Here is a 17006-nt window from a genome sequence, read left to right on the forward strand (position 1 = left end):
GATGACCGAGACGAAGCTCACCCGCACCGCGATCGTCGACGCCGCGATCACCCTCGCGGACGCCGACGGACTCGACGCGGTGTCGATGCGTCGCATCGCCGACCGCCTCGATGTGGGCACCATGTCGCTGTATCGGCACGTGGCGAACAAGGACGAGCTCATCGCGATCATGACCGACGAGATCGCCGCCCGGCACCCCTACCCCGATCCAGCCGGTCAGGGGTGGACCTGGCGCGACCGGGTGCGCATCGCCGCGGAGATCGATTGGCAGCTCTACCAGCAGCATCCCTGGGTGCTGCTCACCTTCGCGGTTCCCCGCTACAGCTTCGGCCCGCAGGGTCTGACGAGCCTGGCCTGGCTGGTCGAGGGTCTGCGCGAACTCGGCGTGACGGCCCGCGAGGCCACCACGATGGGTTTCTCGGTCTGGAACTACATCTCCGGCGCCAGCTTGCCGGTGGTCGGCGGTGCGTTGCTGGCCGAGAAGCGCACCGCCACCGACGACACGAACGGGCTGCGCGATCTCCTCGAGGGCAAGCCCTCCTTCCCCGTCCCCCCGGCGCTGGCCGACCTCGAAGGCGCGGGCGTCAGCGACCTCACCTCCGAGGATCTCCTGTTCCTCGGCCTCGAGGCACTGTGCGACGGATTCGCCGCGCGGGCCGCCCGCCGAACCGTGGATTCCGCACCTCGACCGACGGCGACCAAGCGATAGGCCCCGGGGTCCACCTACTGTTTCGACCAGGCTCCACCGAATCGGCGTTGACCTCGGCACCGCGCCGGGTGGCTATGCCGAACTCGCGGTCGCCGAAGCCGCCACCGCCCACCCGTGCCCTCGAATCCCGTGCCACCACAGGCAAAGTCGTGCTGGTCGCCTAGTTCGCTCGAGATCATCAGGCCCTGATGGTCGACATTCGCGGGCTGACTCCGCCCTCAGCGCCTGGTGATCAATCGACCAGATTCCTGACGGCTGGGCGAGTCGCCCAATATCGGGCGACACGGCGCGGGTCGGTGGTGAAGACTGGGCTCATGACCGACGCGCAGCCGCCCGCCGATCGTCGCCTCGCCGCTCAGGCACTGGCCGCGAACGATCCGACCGGGTGGTTCGAACCGCTCTATGCCGAGGCCGCAGCGGGGACCTCGGTGGTTCCCTGGGATCGCGATGTTCCCAATCCCCTGCTGGTGGACTGGCTCCGATCGGCCTCCCTACCCCAGGGAACGCGGGGCATGGTGATCGGTTGCGGCTACGGCACGGACGCCGAATTCGTCGCCTCCCAAGGTATCCGGACCACCGCCTTCGATGTATCGCCCACCGCGATCCGCGGCGCCCGTGCCCGTTTTCCGCAGTCGCCCGTCACCTACAAGGTCGCCGATCTCCTGAATCCGCCATCGTCCTGGCTCGGGGCCTTCGACGTGGTCATCGAGTCGATCACCGTCCAATCCCTCCCCCCGGACGTCCGCACCGCCGCCATCACCAATATCCGAAATCTCCTGGCCCCCGACGCAACCCTGCTCGTCATCGCCGACATCAGCCGAACCCCCGCCACCACCGGCCCACCCTGGCCCCTCACCCGCGCCGATATCGACTCCTTCACCACCCCCGACCTGACCCAGATCCGCGTAGAAGTCCTTCCCCGCCCCGACTCTTCCGGGCTGCACCGCTGGCGAGCCGAATTCCACCGCCCGCCGGACCGACAGGCCGGCTAGCACCAGGCCGGAACGCTCCGGCACCACGCGGAATCGGCACGTTATGCGCCGGACGGCCTGCGCTCTTCGGCCGGCCGCCGCCAGGCCGGGATGGTCAGGTACGTCGCCGCGCGGAGCAACCACTCCACCGGGCCGTAGCGGTGACCACGCAACCACCAGGCGCTGAGCGCGAGTTGGGCGGCGAAGGTGAGCAGGGCGATCGCGATGACGGCGAGCGGCGGGACGGTATCGGCGAGAGCGAGGCCGTAGCCGGAGTAGACGAGCATCAGAACGATCGACTGGCCGATGTAGTTGGTGGCGGCCATGCGGCCCGCGGGGGCGAGCAAGGCGGTGGCGCGGCCGAGGCGGACGGATTGCGCGGCCAGCAGGATCGCGGCGACGTAGGCGAACGTCATGGCCGGGTTCACCAGAGTCTGCAGACCGTGGACCACCGAGGGCGCATGCCACCACTTCATCGACTCGGCGAAGGTCATTGCCGAGATCGGTAGTCCGAGACCGAAGCCGAGCACCAGCGCACGCGATGACCAGCGGCGCAGAAGATCTGGGTCGGCGAACAGGTTTCGTTTGCCCGCCGCCATCCCGATCAGGAACATGGCCAGGCTCGGTACCCCCTGGGCGAACCAGATCAGCAGGAGGAAGACCGGCGCGAGGGCGGTCTGGGCGGCGAATGTCGAGGCGAAACCGCCGGTGTAGTCGGCCGACACGGCGGGCAGATCGACGAACTCCCCGAAGACGAGGACCCCGCTGTAGCCCGGCAGGAAACTCCACGCCGACCAGATCGTGTACAGCACGATCGCGGTGATCACCGCGGTACGCGGCCGCAGCTTGCGCAGGGCGATGAGAATCAGGCACAGGAACGCGTAGAGGGTGAGGATGTCGCCGATCCACAGCAGGTAGACGTGCACGAGCCCGATTGCCATCAGCGCGGCACACCGTCGCAGCAGTCGTCGCGTCGGCGACACCCCGGCTCGCTGCGCCGCCGCGATCTGCAGGGTGAACGAGTACCCGAACAGGAACGCGAACAGCAGGTAGAAGCGCCCGGTGAACAACGCGTCGACCGTGGCACGCACCACCAGGTCGACGGTGCCGTCGAAGCGCAGCACCGGGTGATCGCGCGTGCCGACGACCGACCACAGCGAGGTCGCCACGATCACATTGGTGATCAGAATCCCGAACAGGGCGAACCCGCGCAGGATATCGACCTCGGCGATTCGCGATCCGGATCGCACTGCGGCCGAACGTGTTCCGAGTGCGTCTGCCATGTACTGAGCGTACGCACGCCGACAGTCACATTCGTCCCTCGTGGGAGCTACTTCCTGCGCCCCGACGGAGCTACCCTCAGTCACTCCTGCGGCGTATTGACACGCACGCCGCACCGTGGGCCGTCGACGGGCGAGCGGCCACCTGAGCGACCGGTGACCGCCACGGTGCCACAATGGAGCACGATCACGCTCGGCAGTCACTCGCAACCACCACGGAGGCGGACATGCAGGCAGTTGTCATCGACGAATTCGGCGAGCCGAAGGACGTGCTCACCGCGCAGCAGGTGCCCACCCCCGAACCGGGGCCCGGTGAGGTACGAATCGCGACGTCGCTGTCGCCGATCCACAACCACGATCTGGCGATCATCCGCGGTGTGTACGGCTATCGGCCGCCGCTGCCCGCGATCCCGGGGACCGAGGCCGCCGGTGTCGTCGACGCGGTCGGTCCCGGTGTCGACGCACTCCAGGTCGGACAGCGGGTGGCGATCGCCGGCGTGCGCGGGGCCTGGGCGGACTCCTTCGTCGCCCGAGCCGAGCAAGCGGTACCGATGCCGGATTCCGTCTCCGACGAGACCGCGTGCCAGTTGCTCGCCATGCCGCTGAGCGCCCTGATGCTGCTCGACGATATGCGGGTGCACGCGGGTCAGTGGATCGTGGTGAATGCCGCCAACGGCGCGGTCGGTCGCCTGCTCAACCTGTTCGCGAAGGAACGCGGTGTGCGGGTACTCAGCCTGGTCCGCGGCCAGTCCTCGGTGCGGGCGCTCGAAGAACTCGGGTACGGTCCCGTCCTCGACACCGAATCGGTGGGCTGGCTCGCCCAGGGCGCCGACAGCACCGGCGGCGAGCCGATCGTGCGCGCCGTCGACCAGGTCAGCGGGCCCGCGGCGGGCGAGCTGATGGCCTTGCTCGCCCCGCGCGGTGAACTGATCTCCTTCGGCGCGCTGTCGGGCAAACCGCTGATCATCGACACGGGCGCCGTGATCTTCAAACAGGCTGTGGTGAAGGGGTTCTGGGGCCAGCAGCGCAGTTCCGAGATCGACCGCGCCGATTACCTCCGATTGATCACCGAACTGGTCACCCTCGCCGCCGCCGGCACCGTTCGACTCGACGTCCAGGCCGATCTGCCGCTGGCGCAGGCCGCCGAGGCCGCTGTGGTGTCCGAAACTCCCGGCCGCAACGGCAAAGTGGTCCTGCACGCCGGAACCCGCTGAGCTCCCGGCCGGGCGTCGGCACCTCGCGGCGCCCAGCCCAGCTTCTTTCCAGACCCCGAACAGCAAGCGAAATTTCCGCGTTCGGGGTAGTCACGCGCGGCGCCGGCGGGCAGGATTCGCCGCAGGAGGAGCAGCGACGCCTCCACCGCTGCCGAGCAGAGGACTGAGCCGATGACCGCACAGGCCCCCAATCCCGACTTCGCCCAACTGGTTCCCGCGGCGGTGCTGTCCATGCCCGCCGCCGCCCACCTGGGGTTCCATTTCACTCGGGTCGAGCCCGGCGATGTCGAGATCGTGCAACCGCACCGCCGCGAACTCACCCAGCACGACGGCTATTTCCAGGGCGGAGTCCTCGGCTCGCTCGCCGATTTCGCCGCCGGTTCGGCCGCGGGCACGCTGCTGCCCCCGGGCTGGGTGAACATGACCATCGATTACACCGTCAAGATCCTGGCCCCCGCCAAGGGCGCGACGGTGGTCGCCCGCGGCCGGGTGATCAAGCCCGGTTCGCTGCTCACGATCGCCGCCGCCGACGTGTTCTCGGTGGAGGACGACGACGAAACCCTGTGCGCCACAGCACTGGTGACGATGCGCAATGTTCGCCTCTCGGCATCCTGACCCCCGGGAACAAGCCATGCCGATCATCCATGTAGACGGCGTTCCGATCGCCTGCACCGACACCGGCACCCCCGCGGGCAAACCCGATGCGGCCACTGTGGTCTTCGGTCACGGATTGTTGTTCGGCGGCTGGATGTTTCGGGCCCAGCTCGAATCCCTGCAACGCGATTACCGCTGCGTCACCCTCGACTGGCGCGGTCAGGGCGATACCCCGCCCACCGCCGGCGGCTACGACATGGACACCCTCACCGCCGACGCGGTCGGGGTGATCCGCGCTCTCGATGTCGGCCCCGTGCACTGGGTCGGCCTGTCCATGGGCGGGTTCGTCGGTCAACGACTCGGTGCCAGGCACGGCGACCTGCTGCGGTCGCTCACCCTGCTCGACACCAGTGCGCGAGCCGAAGATCCCACCAAGATCGGCGAGTACCACCGTCTCGCGTGGGCGCTGCGCTGGTTCGGCATTCGCCCCATCGCGGGCCGGGTGGCCACGCACCTGTTCGGCCCGGCGTTCCTGGCTTCCGATACCGGGGCGGAGACGGTCCGCGAGTGGTCGCGTCGCCTGGCGCGGGTCGATCGCGTCGGCATGCGCGACGCCGTCCACGGTGTCACCGGACGTGCGGCGGTCGACGACGAACTGCGGTCGGTCACCGTGCCCACTCAGGTCGTCGTCGGCGCCGACGACGCGGCCACCCCGCTCCCGCACGCTCGCCACCTCGCCTCGCTCATCCCCCACGCCCAGCTCCACACGATCCCGGCGTGCGGCCACACGAGTTCCCTCGAACAGCCACAGGTCGTCACCGCCCTCCTGCACGGTTTCCTCGAATCGGCCGAGTACGTCGGCTGAGTCACGTAACTCCGCGACGACGGGGAGCACGCTGACCTACACCCGAAGGAGATCGGCGCCCGGCGGGTCGGCCGAGCCTCAGTCGGCGCACGCCGCAGGGCCCGACAGCCTGCGAACAACGCCTGCGGCGGTTCGATCAGCCACTGCCGACGGTGCATGTGCGGCCCAGTAGGGCCGAGATGATTGGACCGATCGACGTTCACTATCGCAACGGCGGATAGGCCGTGGCCGGCTCGACACTGGGGGCATGGCACGACTGCAGATCGAAGCGGTGTCGAAGAAGTTCGATGCCGAGTACGCGGTGCGCGAGGTGAGTCTCGACATCGCCGATGGTGAGTTCATGGTGTTGCTCGGGCCGAGCGGGTGTGGCAAGTCCACGCTGCTGCGCATGATCGCCGGGTTGGAGGAGCCGAGTGCGGGACGGATTCTGGTGGGCGGCGTCGATGTGACGGATGCGGCGCCGCAGCGGCGGGATCTGGCGATGGTGTTCCAGAGCTACGCGCTGTATCCGCATCTGTCGGTGGCCAAGAACATCGGGTTTCCGTTGCGGGCCCGGCGTCGGCCGCGGGCGGAGATCGCGCAGCGAGTGGCCGAGGTGTCGGCGACCCTGGAGATCTCGGCACTGCTGCAGCGGCGACCGGTCGCGCTGTCCGGCGGGCAGCGCCAGCGAGTCGCGTTGGCGCGGGCCATGGTTCGCGATCCCGGCGCGTTCCTGATGGACGAACCACTGTCGAACCTCGACGCGAAACTGCGCAGTGCGACCCGCGCGGAACTGATCTCGCTGCACCAGCGGCTCGGCGCGACGTTCCTCTACGTCACCCACGATCAGGTCGAGGCGATGACGATGGCCACCCGCATCGCGCTGCTCAACGAGGGCCGCGTCGAACAGTGCGGGACCCCGGAGGAACTCTACGACCGCCCGCACTCGACCTTCGTCGCCGGCTTTCTCGGCTCGCCTCCGATGAACCTGTTTCCCGCCGTCGTCACCTCGGGCGACGGCCACCTGAAGGTGATGGCCGACGGCATCGACGCCGCGCTGGACATCGCCGAGGATTCCGGCGACGCCACCGCTGTCGTCGCCGGAATCCGCCCCGAACGCCTGCGCATCGACGACACCTCGACCGATGTCCGCGGCCGGGTGCGGATGGTCGAGAACCTCGGCAGCGAAGAACTCGTGCACCTCGAGTCCGGTCTCTGTGTGCGCGCGGCCCGACCCGCCGGTGTCGCGGTGGGCGAGGACATCGCCTGCCGCGTCGACCCCGCCGACATCCACCTGTTCGACCCCGACACGGGTCTGCGCCTGACCTGGCAAGCACCCCAGCGAAATTCGGCCCCCGTCGTTGATGCGGCCGCGGTTTCCGTCCCCTGATTTCGGCACACCCCGATGAGGAGAACCACCATGAAACGCACACTGCCCGCACTGGGCGTGGCGCTCACCACCGCCATGGCGCTCACCGGCTGCGGCCTCGGCACCACCGGGTCCACCGACAGCACGACTACGGCGCAGATCCCCGAACTCACTGCCGACCAACAGGTTTCGATCGTCTTCGAGTCCTACAGCTACGGCGTGGCAGGCGCCTGGACCGACACCTTCAACGCCCTGATCGCCGACTTCAGCGCCAAGCACCCCAATATCAAGGTCACCGCGCAGAAGCCGCAGGGCAACAGCCCCAACCCGGCCACCGACACCGTCTCCAGCATCCAGAATCAGATGGTGGCGGGTTCCCCGCCCGATGTCGCCCAGCTCGGTTTCTCCGACCTGGACTTCACCATCCATCAGCTCAAGGCCAAGCCCCTCGATCAGCTGGTCGGCGCACCGGCGGTGCAGCAGAACTTCGACGGCGCCCGGCACGCCTACGCCCCGCGCGCCCGCACCCTCGACGACTGGGACGGGCACACCTACGGCGTTCCGTTCGTCTTCTCCACGCCCGTCCTGTATCTGAACGCCTCGCTGTTCACCGAGGCCGGACTCGATCCCGCCAAGCCGCCGACCACCTGGGACGAGGTCACCACCGCCGCGAAGACGATCGCCGACCGCACCGGCAAGGGCGGCGTCTACATCGACTGCCTGACCAAGACCGCCAAGGACTGGTGCTTCCAGTCTCTGGTGCGCTCCAACGGCGGCCGCGTGATCTCCGAAGACCGCAACTCCCTCACCTACGCCGACGCGCCCGCCGTCGAGGTCACCAAGATGGCGCAGAACCTGGTGACCAACGGCAGCATGCCCAAGCTCAACCAGAAGCAGGGCTACGAGGCGTTCGGCCGTGGCGAGATCGGCATGATGCTCGAAACCAGTGCGCTGCAAAGCGTTTTCACCACCGGCTCCAAGGGCAAGTGGGACCTGCGGTCGGCGCCGATGCCCGGCTTCGGCAGCAAGCCGGCCATCCCGACGAATTCCGGTGCGGGCCTGCACATCCTGTCCAACGATCCCGCCAAGCAGCGCGCCGCCTGGGAACTGATCAAGCACCTCACCAGCGAGGACTCCTACAAGAAGATCGCGCAGAACATCGGCTACCTGCCGCTGCGGACCGGCCTGCTCGAGGAAGCGGGCGGCCTGAAGGACTGGGCCGACCAGAACCCGCTGCTGCGCCCGAATGTCGCGCAGCTGGCGAACATGGAGCCGTGGGTGTCCATGCCGGGCAACAACTATCTGCAGATGCGTGACGGCATGATGGACGCCGTCGAAGCCGTCGTGTTCCAAGGCGCCGACCCGCAGTCCACGCTCACCGCCGCCCGCGCCGCGGGCACCGAACTGATGCCGAAATCATGAGCGAACTGACGATCGTCCAGATCACCGACACCCACCTGCGGCCGGAGGGCGAATTGCTCCACGGCGTCGACACCGCCGCCAATCTGACCGCGGTGCTCGAACGACTGCGGGAATTCGGGCAGCGCGTCGACGTGCTGATCTTCTCCGGTGACCTCAGCGACAACGGTTCACCCGAGGCGTACCGGCGCTTGCGGGCCGCCGTCGAGCCCGTCGCGGCCGACCTCGGCGCCGAAATCGTCTACGCGATGGGCAATCACGACGAACGCACGGCCTTCGGCATCGAACTGCTCGGCCGCGACACGGTGGACCCGGATCTGCCGCACGACCACCGTGTCGATGTCGCGGGGTTGCGCATCATCGTGCTGGACAGCACGACTCCGCACCAGCACGACGGCAGGCTCGAGCCGGAGCAACTGGCCTGGCTGGCCGAGGAACTGCGCACCCCCGCCCCGCGCGGCACCCTGCTGGTGGTGCACCACCCGCCGCTGCGTTCCCCACTCGCCACCCTCGACTTCCTCAGGTTGAAGGACGCCGAACAGCTGGCCGAGGTCGTGGCGGGCACCGATGTCCGGATGATCCTCTGCGGGCACAACCACCTCACCGGCGCGGCGGCCCTGGCCGGGATTCCGGTGTGGATCGGGCCCGCGATGGCCTACCGGGTGGACGCGATGGCGCCGGCGGGCAGGCACCGCGGGTTCGCCGGCTTCGGCTACAGCCGCATCGACGTGCTCGAGTCGACGGTGCTGGCCACCGCGATCGACGCCGCACCGGCTCACCCCGTCTACGACCGGCCGGAGTCGGAGATGCTCGAGCAGATCGCCGCGATCGTCGCCGCCCGGGCGGCGGTGAAGTAGATGTTCGTCATCGATGCACCGGCCGCGCCGATACCGCCAGTCGCGGCGAAGCCGGTGCGCCTGCGCTTCACCCGCCGCCGGGTGGCGCGGTTCGTCGCGCCGTACCTCTACCTGAGTCCGGCCCTATTCCTGCTGGTCGTGTGGACCTATCAACCGCTGGTGCAGGCCTTGCAGCTGTCGACGTACTCGTGGAACCTGCTGCCGACCGCGCCGATGACACCGGTCGGCACCGCGAATTACGAACGGCTGGTCGATCTTCCGGCGTTCTGGGGCGCGCTCGGTCGCACCGGGACACTGATTCTCGGCCTGTTGCCGTTCACGGTGGTGCTGCCGGTCGCGATCGCGATGGCGAGCAGGCGGGTCACCGGGCGGGCGCGCACGATCTATCAGGCGCTGGTGTTCGCGCCGTTCCTCGTCGCGCCGGTCGCGGCAGCCGCGGTGTGGCGCTGGCTGCTGCATCCGGGCACCGGTTTCCTCGCCCAGGTGAGCGGCTCCGACCGCAACTGGGTGTACGAGACCGAGACCGCGCAGGCGGTGATCATCGCGATCACCGCCTGGCACCTGATCGGCTTCGCGGTCCTCGTGGTGTGGGCTGGCCTGGCCGGAATCAGCGGCGATTACGACGAAGCGGCCAGGGTCGACGGTGCTTCCGCCGGTCAGATCCGGCGCTGGATCACGCTGCCACTGCTCTCGCCCACGGTGTTGTTCCTGGTCCTCACGACCGTATTGCTCAGTCCCACCCTGACTTTCCCGCTCATCGACTCGATGACCCAGGGCGGTCCCGCGCAGGCGACCACCAATATCTACTACCTGCTCTGGGACTACGCCTTCCACAGTTTCGACGCCGGTCTGAGCGCCGCGGCGGGCGTGCTGCTGTTCGTCGGCTTCGGCCTGGTGGCCGCGCTGCTGGTCTGGATCTCGGAAAAGGTTGCCGTCCATGATGATTGAACGACTGCGTGGGGTGGGCAGCCATCTGCTGCTCGCGGCCACGGCGCTGGTGTGCGTGTTCCCGATCTACTGGCTGTTCGCGACGTCGTTGCGCAGACCCGAGGACGTCACCTCGCTCTCGCCGATCCCGTGGCCGCTGTCGACGGCCAATTACCTCGACGCGGCGCAGAAGGTCGACATCGCTGGTCTGATCGCGAATACGTTCTTCGTCGCGGTGCTCTCGGCGGCCGGGCAGCTACTCATCGCGTTGCTGGCCTCCTACGCGTTCGCCATCTACACCTTCCCGCTGCAGCGGCTGCTGTATCTGGCGTTCGTCGGGGTGTGGCTGGTGCCGTTCCAGGTGACGATGCTGCCCAATTACATCCTGCTCAACGAGCTCGGCCTGATCAACACCCTGATCGGCGTCGTGCTGCCCACGCTGTGCTCGGCGCTGGCGGTGCTGCTGTTGCGCCAGCACATGTCGGCGTTCCCCAAAGAGCTCATCGCGGCCGCGAAGATCGACGGACGCTCGTCGTGGTCGATCCTGTGGACCGTGGTGGTGCCGAACCTGCGGCCCGCCCTTGCCGCGCTCGGCATCCTGCTGTTCATCAACGCGTGGAACGAGTACTTCTGGCCCGCAGTGGTTCTGCGCCAGTCCAATGCGGTTCTCCAGCTCGGGCTGCGCAGTTTCATGGGCACCGAGGGCGATCAGTGGGGGCCGATGATGGCGCTGGCCGGGCTGGCCTGCTTGCCGGTGCTGCTGCTGTACCTGGTGCTGCAGCGCCACATCGTCAACGCGTTCGTGCGGTCGGGACTGAAATGAACGACGACTTCAGGCCGTCAACAGCGGGTCGTCGGCCAGGGCAGGTGCCGAGGACGCGAGGCAATCGAGAAACATCGCCACCGCCGGATTCTGTTCGTCGGCCCGCCACACCACGTGCAGATCCAGGGTCGGGACCGGATCGACCAGCTTCACTGCCACCGGGTCGGTGTCGGAGGACCCCATCCCCGCCGACACCGCCCGCGGTAGCGAGGCGAACCCGACCAGTGGGCGCATCGAGACAATGTGGGCGGTGGCGCCCGGGTCGTCGGCGATCTGGGTGATGTTCAACGAGATTCGTGTCTGCGCGGCCGAGCGCAGGATCGTGTCGTACATCGCCGGGCACTGATCGCGGGCGAACAGCACGCAGTCCTGATCGCGCAGTTCGGCGAACGGCACGTGCGAACGGTGGGCCCAGCGGTGCTGCCTGCCGACCACCGCGACCAGCGGAATCCGGTGCAGCAGACGGCGATACCGGAAATCGGCGGTACTGGGGTGGCCGTAGACCATGGCCAGGTCGAGGGATCCGTCGGCCAAGGCGGCCAGCTGCGGCCCGGTGCGCTTCTCCCACAGTGACACCGAGATGCCGGGGTGGCGGTCGGTCAGCTGGGCCAGCGCGTCGGGCAGGATGTGCTTGCTGGCGGGCAGGTTGTAGCCGATGTTCAGGCTGCCCGCGCGACCGGCGGCGGTCGCCTTCGCAGCCTCCGCCGCCCGGTCCAGCTGGGCGATGATCTGGCGGGCCTGGAGTTCGAACTCCCGGCCCGCCGGTGTCAGGCGCACCTCGTGCGAGTTACGCGCGACCAGCTGCACGTCGAGGGACTTCTCCAGCTTCTGCAACTGGGCACTCAGGCTCGGCTGGGTCAGGTGCAGGCGCTGTGCCGCGCGTCCGAAATGCAGCTCCTCGGCGAGCGTGACGAACGAGACGAGATGGCGGAATTCCATGATGGCGGCTCCCTGAAGTCGAACACTCCCACGCTAGCCGCAGCGAATAGCCCCGGGATGAATCCCCGGCGCCCGGCAACCGCCATCCGCGTTGCCGGGCGGTGAAGATCAGGAATTCGGACCGTTCACCACCGCGTAGGCGAATCCGTCCCAGCCTTTGGCGCCGACGGTCTGGATGACGGTGGCGTCGAGGCTCGGTTCGGCGGCGAGCAGTTCGATCAGGTCGCGGCTGGCTCTAGCGTTCGGGTCCTCGGTCTGCTCGTCGGCCACCGCGCCCGCGCGCACCACATTGTCGACGATGATCACCGAACCGGGGTGGGTCAGGCGCAGCGCCCACTGTACGTAGTTGGAGTTGTTCACCTTGTCGGCGTCGATGAAGACCAGGTCGAACGGTTCGGTCAGGTCCTCGGCGACACCGGGCAGGGTGTCAAGGGCCGCGCCGACGAGGATCTCGACCCGCTCCCCCACCCCCGCACGGTCCAGATTCTCCCGGGCGACCCTGGCGTGACGGGCTTCGAATTCGAGGGTGACGACGAGGCCGCCGTCGCCGACCGCGCGCGCCAGCCACTCGGTGCTGTAGCCACCGAGAGTGCCGATCTCGAGTACCCGGCGCGCTTTCGCGGTGCGGGCCAGCAGGTTCAGCAGTTTGCCCTGCGGCGGGGAGACGTCGATGGCGGGCAGCCCCGCGTCGGCGTTGGCGGTGAGTGCGGGCACCCCTTCCTCGCCCACGAGGGTGGTGACGAGGTAATTGTCGACATCGGCCCAATCGTTGGTCGTCATAGTCGCAGTCTGCCACCGAGCACCGGCTCGCGCGTCGAGCCGAGCCGCTACTTCGCGGTCTCGACCTCGGTGACGCCCTGGATGATCTTCACCGCGCTCTGGGCCAGTGCCTTCGTGTCGATCAACGCCTGCGACAGTTTCACCAGCATCTGCGAGACCGTCATCGTGGCCAGCGAGATGTCGAACAGCGCCCGGGCGATGAGCGCCGGAGTGGCCGTACCCGCGGAGACGATCAGCAGGGCGGTCATCTCGGCGAGCATGCCCGCGAGGTTGCTGAGGATCTCGACAACGATCTCGCGCACCGTCTCCACGATGCCCTTCATCGACGTGTTGCACTCCGCCAGCACTTCGGCGACGGCGGCCTTTTCCGCGATCTTGCCCGTCAGATCTGTCGCGGTGGCCACGTAGGCCTCGGCGGCGGCGCCTGCCCATTCACCGATGCCGCTGTCGAGTGCGGCTGCCCACTGTTGCGCCGTCTCCGTCAGATGCTCGGCGATCTCCGTCCACGAATCCGAGTACGCCTGAACCATATCCGGGCTTCCGGTGATCGATTCCAGCGATTTGCGCACCGGTTCGACGTGTTCGAGCATCCAGCTCATCAGCTGCGCACCGATGAAGTTGAACGGATCGAACTTCGCCAGCGTCGAGGTGCCCTTGATCGCCTTGGCGAACATCGACCCCGCCGACGCCCAATCACCCGCGGTACCAGCCGCTGTGGAGATGGCACCGACCTTGGTCATGATCGATCCGTCGCCGGTCATCGCGTTGTAGAGGCCGAGGCCGTTCTCCCAGGTGTCGCCCTGGAGGGTGCCTTTCATGATTCCGGCGTCGGGCTCGTCCCCACCCTTCGGGACGCCCACATTGCTGAACAGGAAATTGCTTTCCTGGTAGTAGGTGTCCCGGTAGTCGACGCCGTCCTGGAGCAGGTCGTTCTGCGGCGCTTCGGCGTCGTCGAAAGTGCTCACCGCGCCGGGGAAGACCGTGTGCTCGTTGAGGAACTCGCCCGCCGCGTTGGGTCCGTCGGCCATGATCAGACGTTCCTTTCGATCTCGGCGGCCTTGCCTGTGAGATCGCCCGCACGGGTGGTGTCACACAATTCGAAAGTGTCGGCGGCGGTGCGCAGCTTGCCCGGCATCGCCGCGGCCAGGGTGTCGAGCTGGGCCAGTGTCGCGGTGATCTCGTCGTGGAGCGAGTTGAGGGTGCTCACCGCGTACGGCTTGATGAGCAGGCCGTACCCGTCGTCGGCGTGCGCGAGGTAGTTCGCCGCTTCGAGCGCCTTCCCCACCCCGCTGGACACGACATCCACCGAGCAGGCCTGCGACCTGATCGCATCCAGATCCACATTCACCAGACTGGTCACCCGAAATCCCTCCTCCGGCGAACTCGGTCGAGTCCGCAGCTCTCGATCTAGTTGGACGCGCCCCGGCCCCGTTCGGTTCCCTCGAATGTGTGCCGGGTTGGTGCGGTGACTACTGCAACCAGGATTTGCGCTGGTAGAACATGTCTTCGTCGGACGGCTCCGCGGGAGCGACAACCCGGTCACGGTCGGGTTTGCGGGTCGCGGGAACGCCGGGTTCGGCCTGCCACGGTGTCGCGGGGGCGGCGAGCCGCGCCGGCGGCGGGACGGGTGCCGACGCGGGCGGGACGAGGTCGGGGAACCGGTCGCGGTACTGGTCGACGATGGCTTCCCCGGCGTCGTCGGTGCCGACCGTGTCATGGACCAAGCCGGTGACCTGGTCACGCAAGCGCGCCTTGGCCCGGTGCGTGCAGGCCATGAGCTCGGTCGCCACGACAGTGGGATCCATGCCGCGCACCGCGGCGGTCAGGGTGATCGCGGTGGTCGAGCCGTTCGCGTCCACCGTGACGCTGATCCGGCCGTCGGCCGAGGTGGCGGTGACGCTCACCGCGGCCATGTTGGTGTGCAGCTCCTGGTAGCGCTGCGCTTTCTGCTCCAGGTCCGCCGCCCAGCGCGAGAGCTCCGCGGCGGCGTTGTTCAGGTCGTCCATGCTGTGTTCCCCTCCCGCCGGGTACCCGGCGCGCTGCGGCGGAAGGCGTGCCGGAACCCGCCCCGCTCGGATCGCGACGAGCCTAATCGAGGCGGACGCGACGGCGTTCATCAGCCCGCGCACGGTCGCAGCGAACGCGCGGCTACCCCTTGCTCACCCGGCGGCGTGCATCATGGCCTCCCACACCGCCGGGTGCGGCGGGTCAGAACAGGAAGTAGCGCTGTGCCATCGGGAGTTCGGTCGCCGGTTCTTCCGCCCAGACCTCGCCGTCGATGCGGACGGTGAAGGTGTCGGGGTCCACTTCGATGCGGGGCATGGCGTCGTTGTGGGGCATGTCGGCCTTGGTGACGCGGCGAGCGTTCTTGACCGGCACCAGCTTTCGGCGCACGTTCAAGCGGTTCGCGAGACCGTCGTCGATGGCCTGTTCGGAGACGAAGTGCAAGGAGGTGGCGGCGGCGGCGGGAGCCGCGGCGCCGAACATGGGGCGCGGGAGCACGGGCTGCGGCGTGGGGATGGAGGCGTTGGCGTCGCCCATCGCGGCCCAGGCGATCATGCCGCCCTTGAGAACCGCGTGCGGGCGGACGCCGAAGAACGCCGGCTCCCACAGCACCAGGTCGGCGAGTTTGCCGACTTCGATCGAACCGATCTCGTCGTCGAGTCCGTGCGAAACCGCCGGGCAGATCGTGTATTTGGCGATGTAGCGCTGCACGCGGGCGTTGTCGGCCGCGCCGTCGCCGGGCAGGGCACCGCGGCGGCGTTTCATCACGTGGGCGGTCTGCCAGGTGCGCATCACCACTTCACCGATGCGGCCCATCGCCTGGGAGTCCGAGCCGATCATGGAGATCGCGCCGAGGTCGTGCAGCAGATCTTCGGCCGCGATGGTGGAGGGTCGGATCCGCGATTCGGCGAAGGCGAGGTCCTCGGGGATCGACGGGCTCAGGTGGTGGCACACCATCAGCATGTCGAGGTGCTCGTCGAGGGTGTTGACGGTGTGCGGCCGGGTGGGGTTGGTGGAACTGGGCAAGACGTTGAGATGGGAAGCGACAGTGATGATGTCGGGCGCGTGGCCGCCGCCCGCACCCTCGGTGTGATACGCGTGGATGCCGCGACCCGCGATGGCGGCGAGGGTGTCCTCGACGAAACCGGCCTCGTTCAGTGTGTCCGAATGCAGGGCCACCTGCACGCCCGCCGCGTCGGCGACGGTGAGACAGGCATCGATCGCGGCCGGGGTGGAGCCCCAGTCCTCGTGCAGCTTGAAACCCGATGCGCCGCCGCGCAATTGCTCCCACATCGATTCCTGGCTGACCGTGTTGCCCTTGCCGAGCAGCACGATGTTCATCGGCCAGTGGTCGAGGGATTCCAGCATCCGCGCCAGATGCCAGGAGCCCGGTGTGACGGTGGTGGCCTTGGACCCCTCGGCGGGGCCGGTGCCGCCGCCGATGAGGGTGGTGATGCCGCCGCCGAGCGCCTCGTCCATCAGCTGCGGGCAGATGAAGTGGACGTGGCAGTCGATCGCGCCCGCGGTGAGAATGCGGCCGTTGCCCGCGATGATCTCGGTCGACGGGCCGACCACCAGGTCCCGGTGCACCCCCGACATCGTGTCGGGGTTGCCTGCCTTGCCGATGCCGCAGATGCGGCCGTCGCGGATACCGACGTCGGCCTTGATGATGCCCCAGTGGTCGATGATGACCACACCGGTGATGACGGTGTCGGGGGCGCCGTCGGCGCGGGTGGCGCGCGACTGCCCCATCGACTCGCGCAGCACCTTGCCGCCGCCGAACACCGCTTCCTCACCGGCGAGTCCCGGTCCGCCGCTGCGGTCTTCGGTGATCTCGATCAGCAGGTCGGTGTCGGCCAGGCGAATGCGGTCGCCGGTGGTCGGCCCGAACAGTTCGGCGTAGCGGGCGCGGCTCAGTTCGGTCATCGATTCTCTCCCGGACGTCGCGGTGAATTGCCGGTATCCAGCTGCCCCGGCGGGTGCATGCTGATGCCGTGGACCTCACGGGTGCCACCGAGCGGGACCAGCGAAATCCGCTGCGGCAGACCGGGTTCGAAACGAACCGCGGTGCCGGCCGGGATATCGAGCCGGTGCCCGTGGGCGGCATCACGGTCGAACTCCAGCGCGGCGTTGGACTGCGGGAAATGCACATGGCTGCCCACCTGAACCGGGCGGTCACCGGTGTTGACGACATCCAGCTCGACGCGCACCGCGCCGGCGTTCAGTTCGATCGTGCCCTCGGCACAGAGATATTCGCCGGGAATCATGGGTCTCGC

18 protein-coding genes are annotated in these 17006 nt (G+C 68.2%); 10 read left to right on the top strand and 8 right to left on the bottom strand.

Annotation, left to right across the window (positions count from 1 at the left end; all coding sequences use genetic code 11):
- Position 1: 1 nt before the first annotated feature.
- Both ACWZHB_RS15575 and ACWZHB_RS15580 read left to right on the top strand, forming a co-directional pair.
- Positions 2 to 709, top strand: coding sequence for a TetR/AcrR family transcriptional regulator (locus tag ACWZHB_RS15575; protein WP_427908654.1), 708 nt, complete (start codon positions 2 to 4; stop codon positions 707 to 709).
- A gap of 314 nt (positions 710 to 1023) precedes the next feature.
- Positions 1024 to 1701 carry a class I SAM-dependent methyltransferase gene (locus tag ACWZHB_RS15580; protein ID WP_427908655.1) on the top strand — a complete coding sequence of 226 codons (678 nt, stop codon included), beginning with the start codon at positions 1024 to 1026 and terminating at the stop codon, positions 1699 to 1701.
- A 41-nt stretch (positions 1702 to 1742) separates the two neighbouring features.
- Here ACWZHB_RS15580 and ACWZHB_RS15585 read toward each other — a convergent pair whose 3' ends face one another.
- Positions 1743 to 2963, bottom strand: coding sequence for a DUF418 domain-containing protein (locus ACWZHB_RS15585; protein WP_427908656.1), 1221 nt, complete (start codon positions 2961 to 2963; stop codon positions 1743 to 1745).
- A 224-nt stretch (positions 2964 to 3187) separates the two neighbouring features.
- Here ACWZHB_RS15585 and ACWZHB_RS15590 point away from each other — a divergent pair, with 224 nt between their 5' ends.
- From ACWZHB_RS15590 to ACWZHB_RS15625, 8 genes are all read left to right on the top strand, one after another.
- Positions 3188 to 4174: a zinc-binding dehydrogenase gene (locus tag ACWZHB_RS15590; RefSeq protein WP_427908657.1), complete on the top strand. Its 987-nt coding sequence runs from the start codon at positions 3188 to 3190 to the stop codon at positions 4172 to 4174.
- Positions 4175 to 4345: 171 nt separating this feature from the next.
- Positions 4346 to 4789, top strand: a complete 444-nt coding sequence (locus ACWZHB_RS15595; RefSeq protein ID WP_427908658.1) for a PaaI family thioesterase — start codon at positions 4346 to 4348, stop codon at positions 4787 to 4789.
- Between the two features lie 16 nt (positions 4790 to 4805).
- Complete coding sequence (locus ACWZHB_RS15600) at positions 4806 to 5633, top strand: alpha/beta fold hydrolase (RefSeq protein WP_427908659.1); 828 nt, start codon at positions 4806 to 4808, stop codon at positions 5631 to 5633.
- Positions 5634 to 5880: 247 nt separating this feature from the next.
- Positions 5881 to 7002 carry an ABC transporter ATP-binding protein gene (locus ACWZHB_RS15605; protein ID WP_427908660.1) on the top strand — a complete coding sequence of 374 codons (1122 nt, stop codon included), beginning with the start codon at positions 5881 to 5883 and terminating at the stop codon, positions 7000 to 7002.
- Between the two features lie 30 nt (positions 7003 to 7032).
- On the top strand, positions 7033 to 8403 hold the full coding sequence (locus ACWZHB_RS15610; RefSeq protein ID WP_427908661.1) for an ABC transporter substrate-binding protein: 1371 nt from the start codon (positions 7033 to 7035) through the stop codon (positions 8401 to 8403).
- Positions 8400 to 9257 carry a metallophosphoesterase gene (locus ACWZHB_RS15615; protein WP_427908662.1) on the top strand — a complete coding sequence of 286 codons (858 nt, stop codon included), beginning with the start codon at positions 8400 to 8402 and terminating at the stop codon, positions 9255 to 9257. Before ACWZHB_RS15610 ends, ACWZHB_RS15615 begins: the two co-directional genes overlap by 4 nt.
- Entirely contained in the window at positions 9258 to 10205 is a 948-nt protein-coding gene (locus ACWZHB_RS15620; protein WP_427908663.1) for a carbohydrate ABC transporter permease, read from the top strand. It abuts the gene before it with no gap.
- A complete protein-coding gene (locus ACWZHB_RS15625) occupies positions 10195 to 11007 on the top strand; it encodes a carbohydrate ABC transporter permease (protein ID WP_427908664.1) in 813 nt (270 codons plus the stop codon). Before ACWZHB_RS15620 ends, ACWZHB_RS15625 begins: the two co-directional genes overlap by 11 nt.
- 9 nt (positions 11008 to 11016) lie before the next feature.
- On the opposite strand, the gene ACWZHB_RS15630 is transcribed toward ACWZHB_RS15625, so the two are convergent.
- The 7 genes from ACWZHB_RS15630 to ACWZHB_RS15660 form a co-directional block, all read right to left on the bottom strand.
- Entirely contained in the window at positions 11017 to 11946 is a 930-nt protein-coding gene (locus ACWZHB_RS15630) for a LysR family transcriptional regulator (protein ID WP_427908665.1), read from the bottom strand.
- A 108-nt stretch (positions 11947 to 12054) separates the two neighbouring features.
- Entirely contained in the window at positions 12055 to 12726 is a 672-nt protein-coding gene (locus ACWZHB_RS15635; protein ID WP_427908666.1) for an O-methyltransferase, read from the bottom strand.
- Between the two features lie 47 nt (positions 12727 to 12773).
- Complete coding sequence (locus tag ACWZHB_RS15640) at positions 12774 to 13754, bottom strand: hypothetical protein (protein WP_427908667.1); 981 nt, start codon at positions 13752 to 13754, stop codon at positions 12774 to 12776.
- A 2-nt stretch (positions 13755 to 13756) separates the two neighbouring features.
- The gene (locus tag ACWZHB_RS15645) at positions 13757 to 14086 is read right to left on the bottom strand and encodes a type VII secretion target (protein WP_427908668.1); all 330 of its coding nucleotides are present in this window, start codon (positions 14084 to 14086) and stop codon (positions 13757 to 13759) included.
- A 109-nt stretch (positions 14087 to 14195) separates the two neighbouring features.
- On the bottom strand, positions 14196 to 14732 hold the full coding sequence (locus ACWZHB_RS15650) for a YbaB/EbfC family nucleoid-associated protein (RefSeq protein WP_427908669.1): 537 nt from the start codon (positions 14730 to 14732) through the stop codon (positions 14196 to 14198).
- A gap of 202 nt (positions 14733 to 14934) precedes the next feature.
- The gene (locus ACWZHB_RS15655) at positions 14935 to 16656 is read right to left on the bottom strand and encodes an urease subunit alpha (protein WP_266290181.1); all 1722 of its coding nucleotides are present in this window, start codon (positions 16654 to 16656) and stop codon (positions 14935 to 14937) included.
- A complete protein-coding gene (locus ACWZHB_RS15660; protein ID WP_427908670.1) occupies positions 16653 to 16997 on the bottom strand; it encodes an urease subunit beta in 345 nt (114 codons plus the stop codon). The genes ACWZHB_RS15655 and ACWZHB_RS15660 overlap by 4 nt, the downstream gene beginning before the upstream one ends.
- Positions 16998 to 17006 lie beyond the last annotated feature (9 nt).

The sequence above is a fragment of the Nocardia sp. FBN12 genome (genome assembly GCF_054031145.1).